Genomic DNA, 12,049 nt, shown 5'->3' on the forward strand with positions numbered 1-12,049 from the left:
ATGATTGAACAAAAAAAAATTAAAAAAGATGATTGGACTAAAACCTGGACATCTGCAGCCGCTGCCATACATGGCGCAATTAAATATACCGATAAGAGATATTTAGACTTAATAGACGTGATGGGACTAACCGGGCACGCATTTCGTATCAATATTGACCCTATAGAAATTAATGCTGCAGGTCCAACCGCCTTACCGGGTGGCTATATAATGCGAAAAAATCTATGTAATCTAGGTTTTACAAGTAATCTGGGAGATGCAGAAGTACCTGTTCCGCCTGATAAGCTCCAACACACAATCGCCCTCATTCAGGAATCGATCGACCGTGGAATTCCAGCCATTGTCTTTGATTTATTTATACCTGAATTCGGACTCATCTATGGGTATGATGACGAAGAAAAAGTGTTTCATGCAAAGGATTCATCAAAAGATGGAGTAGTTAGCTATGAAGAGTTTGCGGATGCAAGAGGGGTACTTTATACGACTACGGTTGGTGAAAGTCTTCCACACTCAAAATATGAAATGTTGCGCATGGCTTTAGATACTATTTTAGATCATGCTCATGGCCGTGAGTGGCAGCATATTTTTGAAGGGAAATTTGTGATTGGATTAAAAGCGTATGATGCTTGGACAGATGTTATGGCAAAACGATGTGCGGATGCAAACGGCAATGCTTTTAATATCCAGGTAGTTTCGGATGCTAGGGAATTTGCAGCAAAATTTTTACATGACCTGACTATTAAGTGGAATGGAACCAATATTGTCGAAAGAGGAGTACGAAAATTTGCTGGTGAGGCTGCAAAGCATTATCAAGAAGTCGCCCTAGCTTTTACTGAATTACGGGAACTCTTCCCCTTCCCACATGGCGGGGACCCTTTAAATAAGGGGTACGCAGAACGAGCAATCGAGCTGTTGAGAAAAGCAAAAGAAGCAGAAGAAAAAGGGGTTAAGCAGCTAGAAATTTTACACGAATTTATGAAGAATTATTACGCTGAAAAATGGATTCATTAAAGAGGAGGAAAAGGGGCTATGAGAAATATATCTGCCGAGAGGAGAAAGCAGGATATTTAATCAAAATTTTAAGGAGGATTGTATACATATGATTGCTAGTATAGTAAAACAACAGTCATTCACTATTGTTGGATATAGTTTTAAAGCAAATTTAAAAGAAATTGAAGAACAGGAGTTAGGAAAAAAGACTTTACATCGTTTAAAAGATAATCAAATGCTTATATCCAATAAACTTGCGGATGAAGTCCTATTAATTCAGATTTATGACATGAAACTTAACTTTAATCCTTATGTAGATCCCTTTACTCAGATCATAGGGTATAAAGTAAAGGATGGAAGCAATGTTCCAGATGGGATGATTGTTCATCAAGTCCCGGAAAACAACTATGTTACTTGTACTCATAAAGGATTGGAAGCTGAGTTATATAAAACGTACGACTATTTATATGGGAAATGGCTGGCAGAAAATTCCTATAGTCCGGCTGGGTATGATTTTGAGGTGTGGGATGAACGGTATAAGCCGGAAGAACATGAAAATGAGATTGATGTATATGTTGCTTTGAAATAATTCTTCAATCCTAGGGTATTTCGTTTTCAAAAAAGAAACAAAAAAACCTGCCAAAAGAGGCAGGTTTTTTATCATTAACGAGAATAGAACTCAACGATTAGAGCCTCGTTAATTTCAGCAGGCAGTTCAGAACGTTCTGGTAAACGAGTGAAAGTACCCTCTAATTTGTCAGCATCAAAAGTCAAGAAATCAGGAACAAAGTTGTTCACTTCGATTGCTTCTTTGACGATGTCAAGGTTACGTGATTTTTCACGAACAGAGATGGTTTGACCTGGTTGTACACGGTAAGATGGAATATCTACACGGCTTCCATCTACTACAATGTGGCCATGGTTTACAAGTTGGCGAGCTTGGCGGCGAGTACGAGCAAGGCCAAGACGGTAAACGAGGTTATCAAGGCGAGATTCTAAAAGAATCATGAAGTTCTCACCGTGTTTACCTGCTAGCTTGCCAGCTTTGTCAAATAGGTTACGGAATTGACGTTCGTTAATACCGTACATATGACGAAGCTTTTGCTTTTCTTGTAATTGAAGACCGTATTCTGATAATTTCTTACGTTGATTTGGACCGTGTTGTCCAGGTGCATATGGGCGTCTTTCAAGTTCTTTACCAGTACCGCTTAGTGAAATGCCAAGACGGCGTGATAGTTTCCAGCTTGGACCAGTATATCTTGCCATGGAAACTCCTCCTTATTATTATTTTGAGGTAAAATAAGGACAGATGTGTTTAACTTTACGATCATTTTATCTTCTACATATCTTCGCCCCAGCAGCAGAGGGTTACATGATACGACTTAAGAATCTTAAGCGATAAAATAAAGCATAAAAGTATTCCACATAGGCTGCAATATTTTACACAAATTTCATTATATGTTCTACAATTAACAAAGTCAACACCGTACGTTTATGGTAAAATTTAATAAGTGAGCTTAGCCTTTTTTAACTGGATAAAAATAGATAGAAAAACGAGGGAAAAGTAAAAAAAGCAAAAAATTAATCGATAATATCTATGAAAACGTATTAAGAATGATAAAACGTTATTTTGGTGACGTGATAATAGATTGATAGGTGAGAAATGTGAAAGACTTAATGGAACACAATATCGATATCGCTGAATTGAATATAGATGCCAATTGGTATAAGCCATTATTTGAGTCTACTAAATTGATCCACCATTTTGCAAACGAACAAGATTTATACATCTTTCTATTAGATGTTTCTAATCGTTTCCATTTGCAAAATACCATTGTGGAAGTGTGGACTTCAGAAGAAAGTGCAGCGGATCATCCGCTTGTTCATAAAATTAATTTTCAGCAATCGCCCCAAAGAATTTCAGAGGTATTTTCATCAGGAGAGATTAGTCAAACGTCGATGGATGATAACCTAAAAGAAATTGCGATTCCTATTAAAGGCGAACAGGGGATATATGGTGTATTGCTAATTCGGACAGCCTATATGCCCGACAAATTAAAAGCCATTTTCCAATTTTTATGTGACGAAGCTGGGAAAGGCATTGAAAAAATTAAATTGTACACGCAATCAAAGCGGAAAATTAAAGAATTAAAGATGCTAAATGATTTTGTTTTAAGGCTTAATACCAGTTTGCGCTTTTCAGAGAGTTTAAAGCTTTTAAAAGAGCATTTTAACGATACATATGAGGCAGCCGAAGTTGGATTTTTCTTTAAAAATAAGGAGCTTTCCTTTGAACTATCTAAAGAAAGTACGCCTTTCTTTTTATCAGCTGACGCCTCTTTTTATAGTCAATATGCGGCGGAGCATTTTAAGAATGTGACAGCTTCTATTTTTATTGGGGATGCACAAGCAAAAATAGGGATCGAACAGCCGTTATATCGTACCATTTTGCTGTTTCCATTTCTTGATGGTGAAGAATTAATTGGTTATACCATTTTGCTGCATCCGCAAAAATACGCGTATAAATGGGAAATATTCAAAAATATCGAGACCTTAATCATTCATTCCTCCCTTGTGATCACCAATGCGCTGCTCAAGGAAGAACTTGAAAAAATGGCGATGACAGACCCTCTTACCCATCTTTATTCGAGGAGATATTTAAATAAAAAAATTGAAAAATCAATGCGGGAAGATAGTGAGGGTACCTTTATTATTCTTGATATAGATAATTTTAAAGAGGTTAATGACCAGTACGGCCACCAAGTAGGAGATAATGTACTTGTCCAAGTCGGGCAGCATATTCTTCAAAATATTAGAAAAAATGATATTGGAGCCAGATGGGGCGGAGAAGAGCTTGCCATTTATCTGCCTCGTACTGAGCTTGATGCCGGGTTATCAGTCGCTAGCCGCTTAGTTGAGACGGTATCAATTGTTACTAATCCTTCGATTACGGTTTCTTGCGGAGTTTCTTATTGGAAAAACGATGATCACCGTTCTTCTTATAAGAATTTGTTTGCATGGGCGGATCAAGCCCTGTATAAAGCGAAAAGCCTTGGAAAGAACAAAATTATTGTACATGGATATGAATAGGCGATAAAAAAAGCTGACCCCCGTCAGCTTTTTTTGTTGGTAACAGGTGAACCAAAGGACGAAAGTAGATGGGAATAAGGAAACCAAAAATTGAATACCAAATGATTGTTGTTATAGATATTGAGATAAAACTTTCACAAATTCCTCGAGCATTTTTTCATCGGTGTCATCGAAGCGGTTCAATTCAGGGCTATCAATATCTAACACACCCAGTACTTCCCCATCTTTTAAAATTGGGACGACAATTTCAGAACGAGAAGCGGCATCACAGGCAATGTGACCAGGGAATTGGTGGACATCAGGGACCCGGATCGTCGCCATCGATTCCGCAGCTGTTCCGCAGACTCCTTTACCAAGCGGAATTCTCACACAGGCAGGGAGTCCTTGGAATGGACCTAATACAAGCTCGCCATTGTCATCTAAAATGTAAAATCCGACCCAATTAATGCGGTCTAAAAATTGATTTAATAAGGCACTGGCATTACTTAAGTTCGCCACCTGATTGGTTTCGCCTTCTAGTAATGAGCGTAATTGTTTTATCAGCAAGAAATAGTTTTCTTCTTTTGATTTAGAATAACTTTCGACTTTAAACAACAATAATCACCTCTAAATTAGTTCAATATTAGACTATTGTATCAGAATATCCATATTTTTAAGAGAAACTGTCGAGAAATTTTTAAAGGAAATTGTTTTATAAAAAAGAAACCATGTAATAAAGGTATCAAGATGCCTTTGCTTTAAAAAGAATTTCTGGCCGCTTCCAGTCTAAAGTGTAAACTTCGCAAAAGTCCATTTGTCTTTTTTACTATTCTAAAGAAATGTGAGTGATCAAAATGTCCTATACCACACATAAGAAAACAGAAATTTTAGACTCTGCGCTTTATTTGTTTCATACAAAAGGATATGCAGGTACTTCTCTGCGCGATATAGCGGCAAAGGCAAATGTGAATGTAGCACATATATCTTATTATTTTCACAGTAAGCAAGGTTTACTTGAACATTGCTTTTCTATGTTCTTTGAACCATATCTTAACGAGATTGAAAAAGCTGTAAGAGAGCTTGAGCATAGGGACCCGAGAACGGTTTTAAACGAACTGGTTAAACGACTTTTAAAATTTCAATGCAAAAATCTATCTCTCACAAGATTTGTATGGCGGGAGCTTTCGATTGATTCTCAAGTCGTTCGCGAAATCTTATCAACCTATCTGATGAAAGAGCGCTTTTTATTTATGAAGATATTTGATGCAGGAAACCGCAAAAGAGTTTTCGTAAAACGTCCGATTGATTATTTGGTGGTCCAAATAAAAGCAATGGTAACTATGCCTTTTTTAAATGCACAGTATATGGCTGAAATCTGGCAAATCTATCCTCATGAAACGTATTTTGCAAACAAATATGCCAAAGAAATTATCGAATGGTTTAATCAATATTTATTTATAAGCGAAGAACAAGTGCTGCTTGTTAATTAAAACAGAATTAGAGATACTCTTGAATCAACGAATAATCAGCACCCAGTTCTTTGGCGTGATGCGCATCTGAACCAAAAACTAAGGGGATTCCCATTTGTTTAGCTGCTGTTAAAATGTCTGGTCTAGGATAAATTTCACGGCATAGGGGTTTACGTAATCCAGCCGTATTCATATCTAATTCATATCTCTTCTCTTTAATTTCTTTTAAAATCTCCGTAATGGAAGATGAAAAAGAGTGTGATGGGGGATATTTTTTTTGGAATTTCGCAGCTAATGTAATATGCCCAATTCTTCTCGGCTTGAAAGGACCCAAATCAGCCCGGATTGACTTGAGGACCTGGTTAAAATAAAGCTGGTAAACATGATCGGCTCCACCGGTTAACCTGATCGCTTCTGAAAAGGTGTCAGGACTGTAATCTATACAAAGCCATTGATCATGACATTTTATAAAATGGACAGAAAGGATGCTGTCATCCAATTGGGGTCCATATCGGTTTAAAAAATCTTGAGTCTCTTCTTCAAAGCCTGCGATATAATCCACTTCAAAGCCAGTTTTGATTGTGATTTCGTTTTTATATTGCTCTTTTAACCGATTTATTTCTATTATATATGGCTCCACATCCTCCTCCTTCATCGCGCTGTCTTTAAGCGGAGTGGGGTCGGCAAAGCTGTGAGGAAGCGGGGCATGTTCAGTAAAGGTAATTGAGGAAAAACCTTTTATTAGAGCTTGTTCAATATATTCTTCAAATTTATCCTTTGCCCCGTGTGGGCAATAGGGAGTATGGATATGAGCATCTCGTTTTTCCACTGATTAAGCCTCCGTATTGTCAAAATTCGACTCTGCTGTAAAAAACTTTGAAAAACCTTGTAAAATATACACAAAAATCGTCGTTTACATGGTATCATAAAAACATTAGATTCTTCACGATATTTTAATGAGAAATTCTGATATATTTGCATTTGGAACAGGGGGCTTACGATGCAGTACGTAATTGGCATCATCGTCTTCATAATTGCCATAACGTTGTTTGGATACATACTTAAGAAGAAAAAATTTAAAGAGCTTGACAAATTAGAAGCCTGGAAAATGGAGTTAATGAATAAGCCAGTACCGACCGAACTCTCCAAGGTGAAACAATTAAACATGACTGGCCAAACGGAAGAAATGTTTGAAAAGTGGCGTAAGTCATGGGATGAAATCGTTACATACCACCTTCCTGAAGTGGAAGAAATATTATTTGATGCTGAAGAATATACGGAAAAATATAAATTCAAAGCATTAAAAGGGCTTCAGGCAGAAATTGAAAAGAAACTTACTTTTGTTGAGAAACAGATTGAAAAAATTATTGAAGGACTAAATGACCTCCTTGGCAGTGAGGAAAAAAACAAGCAGGATTTAAATGAAGCAAAAGAGAAATACCGGGAATTAAAACGTACTCTCCTCACGAACCGTTTATCATACGGAAAAGCTGAGGTAAGGCTTGAAGTATTATTAGAGGAGATTTTAAGTCAATTTGAAGCATTTGAGACTGCTAACGAAAATGGCAATGTTTTAGAAGCAAGAGAAATTATTTTATATTTAATCGATCAGCTTGCGAATTTTGAAACGAAACTCGAACATATTCCTAGATTGCTCACTTTTTGTACGCAAGAAGTACCTGAAAAGACTGCTGAACTTTTGAGTGGTCATAAGGAAATGGCAGAACAAGGCTACGAATTAGAGCATCTGCAAATTGAGAAAGAGGTAGACCGAATTAAAAAGCAAACAGAAGCCTATACGGAATATATTTATAAGGCAGAAATTGACGAAGTTCTGGAGGGTGAAGCAGAACTAAGAGAAAATCTAGAAGTCCTATATGATGTATTAGAAAAAGAGGTTCTTGCCCGAGGTTTTGTTTTGAAACAAAAGGATCAAGCAGCAGAACGCCTCAGCCTTCTGATCTCAGAAGGAAAAAGGATAGAAAGAGAAACGAATTTCGTTAAACAATCGTATCACATTCACCAGTCGGAGTTAGAATCCTTTAAACAGGTGGAAAAGAAACTGGCAGGTCTTGATAAGCAATTAAAGAGCCTAATTGAAAAAGTCAATGAACATAGTATGGCTTATTCACTGTTAAAAGATGAGCTTGAAAGAATTTCAGAGGAATTAGACGATATTATGCGTGAACAAAGCATGTTTGCTGAGAAGCTGCATATGCTGCGGAAGGATGAAATGGAAGCGAAAGAGAAGCTCCAGGAACTCCGCAAGAAAAACACGGAAGTAAGACGTATCATTTCTAAAAGTAATTTGCCTGGTCTGCCTGAAGAATTTAAATATTTCCTCGAGGATGCTCATCAAGCGATAGCAGATGTTTATCAAAGCCTCGATCAAAAACCATTAAATATTGCAGTAGTTCAGGCAAATTTAGCAAAAGCTGAAGCCACGATGGATAAGTTATATGAGCAAACCGAAGAAATGATTGAAAATGTAAGGCTGGCTGAATTTATTATCCAATATGGCAATCGCTATAAAAGACAAGATGAAGTGATCTATGAGCAATTATCCAATGCTGAAAAAGCTTTTCGAAACTATGAATACTCACTGGCTCTTGAGGAAGCTGCATCAGCCATTGAAAAGGCAGAGCCAGGCGCACTAACAAAGCTGGAAGCTTGGATGAATGAAAAATAATGAAATTGACCTTATTAAGGTCAATTTTTTTTGCACTCCAAGTAAGCATAAAATTTTCACAACGATGTAAAATCGAAATAGAAAAATGTCTAAAGGATTAACATATAAAAACAACTCCTTTGTCTTCGTCATACTTCTCGCCAATCAACAGTTGACCTTATTGAAAGTAAGCGTTTGATGACGGCTATTAGAGAGTATGATAATATAAACAGTTGAATCGACAGAGAAAGGTGAGGAATATGATTTACTTAGATAATAGTGCGACAACGAAACCGTTTGACGAGGTTATTCAATCGTTTACGACCGTTGCCACAAAGTATTACGGAAATCCATCCTCCCTGCACGGACTTGGCGCAGAAGCGGAAAAATTAATGACTCATGCCAGAGAACAAATTGCACAGCTTTTACGGGTAAAACCGAAGGAAATTGTGTTTACTTCGGGTGGGACAGAAAGTAATAATCTGGCGATAAAAGGCACAGCATTAGCCCTTCAATCAAGGGGGAAACATATTATTACGTCTAGTGTCGAACATGCCTCCGTTAAACAGGCATATATGCAGCTAGAAGAGCTGGGATTTGAGGTAACTTATCTACCCGTTACCAAGGATGGACGGGTTCAAATAGATGATCTGAAAAAGGCACTCAAGAAGGATACGATTTTAGTTTCTCTTATCCATGTACAGAACGAAGTTGGAACGATTCAGCCGATTGAAGAAGCAGGAAGGCTATTAAAGCAATATCCTAAAATTCAATTCCATGTTGATCATGTACAGGCTGTTGGAAAAGTTCCGCTGCCATTAGACAAGTGGAATGTAGATCTATGTACCTTTTCTGCTCATAAATTTAATGGGTTAAAAGGGACAGGATTTTTATTTGTTCGGGAAGGCAAGGTTTTATGGCCGTTGTTATCAGGAGGAAGTCAGGAAGGTACACTTAGAAGCGGAACAGAGAATGTTGCCGGTTTTGTAGCGATGGCTAAGGCTTTAAGACTAACGCTCCAAAAAGATACGACACCGCTTATCCAACTGAAAGAATACCTGATGGATGAACTAGAGAAGTTAGATCAGGTTGTGCTTCATACTCCTAAAGAACAATCGGCCCCACATATTTTAAATATCTCTTTTGCAGGGTTAAAAGGCGAAGTACTGGTACACGCACTAGAGAAACATGACATATTTGTTTCGACCACTAGTGCTTGTTCATCTAAGAAACAAGCACACAGTGAAACCCTTGAAGCAATGGGAGTGCCAGAACATGTGGCTAACGGTGCACTGCGAATTTCACTTTCTTGGCATAATACATTAGAAGAGGGAAAAGTGTTTATTCAAGCGATTAAACAAAGTATAGAAATGTTAAACAAAACAATGAGGAGATCAACATGAATTACGATAGAATTTTAATTCGATATGGTGAATTATCAACCAAAGGAAGAAACCGAAAAGCTTTTATTAGTCAGTTAAAACAAAATATCCGCTGGGCATTTCAAGATTTTCAAGATCTTAAAATTGAGGCCCATCGTGATCGGGCTCATATTTTACTAAATGGTGCCAATGAAACTGCCGTTATTAATCGCTTAAAAGGGATTTTCGGGATTCAATCCTTTAGCCCTGTTTTAAAGGTAATGAAAGATGTAGAGGCGATTAAGAATGGAGTGCTTGAGCTTTTACAAAAGCATTCAAGCCAAAATGAAACCTTTAAAATCACAACAAAACGAGCAGATAAGGAATTTCCGCTGGACACAAATGAGATAAACCATATGTTGGGCGGGCATATTTTAAAGAGTGAATTAGGGCTTAGAGTAGATGTCCATCACCCTGATCATAATGTAGTTGTCGAGATACGTAAGGAAGCCGTATATCTAACTGTTGAAGTTATTCAGGGCGCGGGCGGTTTGCCGGTTGGATCGAGCGGTAAAGCAATGTTGATGCTCTCTGGTGGAATTGACAGCCCAGTTGCAGGTTTTTTATCCATGAAACGAGGCGTTGAGGTTGAAGCTGTTCATTTCCATAGTCCCCCTTACACAAGCGAGAGAGCGAAACAAAAAGTAATCGATTTAGCTAAAGTACTCAGCTCTGTTTCTGGTAAAATAAAAGTTCATATTGTCCCTTTTACAAAAATTCAAGAAAAAATCCAAGCCCAGGTTCCTGAAAATGTTACGATGACGTCTACGCGCAGATTTATGCTTAAAATCACGGATCAGATTCGGGAAAAATCAAAGGGTTTGGCGATTATTACAGGTGAGAGTCTAGGGCAGGTAGCAAGTCAAACGCTTGAAAGCATGTATGCAATCAACAGTGTGACAACAACACCAGTTCTGAGGCCTCTGCTTGCTATGGATAAAACCGAGATTATGAATATTGCCAGAGAAATTGGAACATTCGATATTTCTAACCGGCCTTATGAAGATTGCTGTACAATCTTTACTCCCAGTATGCCAAAAACGAAACCTAAAAAAGAAAAAGTTGAGCATTATGAGAGTTATGTTGATTTCACAGATTTAATAGAAGAAGCAGTTCAAAACACCGAAACTTTATTGATTACACCAGAAGAAAAATTAGCAGATGAAGAGGTTAATTCGCTATTCTGATTTGTGAACAATTACCATTAGTCCATTCGAATGAAACTCCTTGATTTGTAGCATTCTATAGGTACAAGGAGGTGAACACACATGGCGAGAAACAATAATAATAATCAACTTCTTGTACCTGGAGTACAACAAGCTCTTGATCAAATGAAAATTGAAATTGCTCAAGAATTTGGTGTACAACTTGGCGCTGATACAACTTCACGTGCTAACGGTTCTGTTGGTGGTGAAATTACAAAGCGCTTAGTATCTATGGCTGAAAGCCAATTAGGCGGATTCTCAAGATAATAAACAAATAGATTTAAATGGCTACGAAGAACGGGCAATTAGCCCGTTCTTCAGATTGTCGAGAAAGGGTATTTTTCTCGGCAATTTTTTATTTTTTGTCTAAACCTAAATGACCAATTTTTTATTCATTGATTGTCTCTGCTAACCGGCCTGTTGATTTCCGCTCCGGGCACTCGCTTTCCGCGGGGAGGTCCTGGAGCCTCCTCGGCGCTTTGGCGCCTGCGGGGTCTCCCGTGACCTCTCTATCCCACTTTCCACTGCTACAATATAGATTTTAATAAGGCAGTGGAAATGAGTCGAGTGCCCTCCGCTCTAATCAACAGGGATGAAAATCAACCAAAAGTATTGCAGCAAACTTTTTCTAATCTTGCTAGGTGTGTTGCAATCTTTTTATATTTTGGCAGGCTGCAGTATGGAGAACCTGTTCACTTGCATTCTTCAATCCCCGTAACCGGCAGTAGCGAAGCCCAAGCAGTTCTTTCGAATCTGCATAGCTTCGCTCTACTTTTTCTTTTCTAAATTTATAAAGCATTTTCCCTGATTTAGAAAGCATTTTGCAGAACCTTCTCTTTAGATTCTTCCTAAACATGCCTGGTAATCACTTTTTGTTTATTTCGTGATTTTGTACACTCCTTTAGGAGTGGGCAAGTGGAGCACTTTTTGGGGTCTGATTTATATTCGCGGTATCCCTCTCTTGTTGTTGTGCTGTAAAGTAGTTCTTGTCTATTAGGACATATATAAAGGTTTCTTTCTTTATCATATTTAAATTTCCATTTTGGAAATAGTCCTTTAGTGGGTTGATATCTTCTGTGTGAAATAACGCCAAAGATATTTCTGTCATCTAATCCTTTACAAATTGGAGCTGTCAAGTAACCAGAATCAAGTGCAACAGCTTCTACCCCTTTTTGTCACATATAACCGAAACAGTATCCGTAAACTGGTGACCCCAACATTTTAGGA

11 protein-coding genes and 1 pseudogene are annotated in these 12,049 nt (G+C 37.8%); 8 read left to right on the plus strand and 4 right to left on the minus strand.

What is annotated here, in order from left to right; genetic code table 11:
• On the plus strand, positions 1-1,011 hold the full coding sequence (locus CRO56_RS12600; protein WP_097158969.1) for a hypothetical protein: 1,011 nt from the start codon (positions 1-3) through the stop codon (positions 1,009-1,011).
• Positions 1,012-1,099: 88 nt separating this feature from the next.
• Positions 1,100-1,579, plus strand: coding sequence for a GyrI-like domain-containing protein (locus tag CRO56_RS12605; protein ID WP_097158970.1), 480 nt, complete (start codon positions 1,100-1,102; stop codon positions 1,577-1,579).
• A gap of 74 nt (positions 1,580-1,653) precedes the next feature.
• On the opposite strand, the gene rpsD is transcribed toward CRO56_RS12605, so the two are convergent.
• On the minus strand, positions 1,654-2,256 hold the full coding sequence (gene rpsD / locus CRO56_RS12610) for a 30S ribosomal protein S4 (RefSeq protein ID WP_097158971.1): 603 nt from the start codon (positions 2,254-2,256) through the stop codon (positions 1,654-1,656).
• Between the two features lie 399 nt (positions 2,257-2,655).
• On the opposite strand from rpsD, the gene CRO56_RS12615 reads away from it, so the two are divergent.
• Positions 2,656-4,080, plus strand: a complete 1,425-nt coding sequence (locus CRO56_RS12615; protein ID WP_097158972.1) for a GGDEF domain-containing protein — start codon at positions 2,656-2,658, stop codon at positions 4,078-4,080.
• A 111-nt stretch (positions 4,081-4,191) separates the two neighbouring features.
• Here CRO56_RS12615 and CRO56_RS12620 read toward each other — a convergent pair whose 3' ends face one another.
• Positions 4,192-4,674 (minus strand): GAF domain-containing protein, encoded by a 483-nt coding sequence (locus CRO56_RS12620; protein ID WP_097158973.1) that lies wholly within the window; start codon positions 4,672-4,674, stop codon positions 4,192-4,194.
• A gap of 239 nt (positions 4,675-4,913) precedes the next feature.
• On the opposite strand from CRO56_RS12620, the gene refZ reads away from it, so the two are divergent.
• Complete coding sequence (refZ, locus tag CRO56_RS12625) at positions 4,914-5,549, plus strand: forespore capture DNA-binding protein RefZ (protein ID WP_097158974.1); 636 nt, start codon at positions 4,914-4,916, stop codon at positions 5,547-5,549.
• A gap of 7 nt (positions 5,550-5,556) precedes the next feature.
• On the opposite strand, the gene hisJ is transcribed toward refZ, so the two are convergent.
• The gene (gene hisJ / locus CRO56_RS12630; RefSeq protein WP_097158975.1) at positions 5,557-6,357 is read right to left on the minus strand and encodes a histidinol-phosphatase HisJ; all 801 of its coding nucleotides are present in this window, start codon (positions 6,355-6,357) and stop codon (positions 5,557-5,559) included.
• Positions 6,358-6,528: 171 nt separating this feature from the next.
• Between hisJ and ezrA the strand changes: the two genes are divergently transcribed.
• The 4 genes from ezrA (at position 6,529) to CRO56_RS12650 (ending at position 11,089) form a co-directional block, all read left to right on the plus strand.
• Entirely contained in the window at positions 6,529-8,217 is a 1,689-nt protein-coding gene (gene ezrA, locus CRO56_RS12635; protein WP_097158976.1) for a septation ring formation regulator EzrA, read from the plus strand.
• A gap of 239 nt (positions 8,218-8,456) precedes the next feature.
• Complete coding sequence (locus tag CRO56_RS12640) at positions 8,457-9,599, plus strand: cysteine desulfurase family protein (RefSeq protein ID WP_097158977.1); 1,143 nt, start codon at positions 8,457-8,459, stop codon at positions 9,597-9,599.
• Positions 9,596-10,804, plus strand: coding sequence for a tRNA uracil 4-sulfurtransferase ThiI (gene thiI, locus CRO56_RS12645; RefSeq protein ID WP_097158978.1), 1,209 nt, complete (start codon positions 9,596-9,598; stop codon positions 10,802-10,804). Before CRO56_RS12640 ends, thiI begins: the two co-directional genes overlap by 4 nt.
• 81 nt (positions 10,805-10,885) lie before the next feature.
• Complete coding sequence (locus tag CRO56_RS12650; RefSeq protein WP_097158979.1) at positions 10,886-11,089, plus strand: alpha/beta-type small acid-soluble spore protein; 204 nt, start codon at positions 10,886-10,888, stop codon at positions 11,087-11,089.
• 370 nt (positions 11,090-11,459) lie between these two features.
• On the opposite strand, the pseudogene CRO56_RS12660 reads toward CRO56_RS12650, so the two are convergent.
• Positions 11,460-11,988, minus strand: a pseudogene (locus tag CRO56_RS12660) (transposase); the annotation flags it as partial.
• Positions 11,989-12,049: the final 61 nt, after the last annotated feature.

This window comes from Bacillus oleivorans (assembly GCF_900207585.1).
Taxonomy (GTDB): Bacteria; Bacillota; Bacilli; order Bacillales; family JC228; genus Bacillus_BF; species Bacillus_BF oleivorans.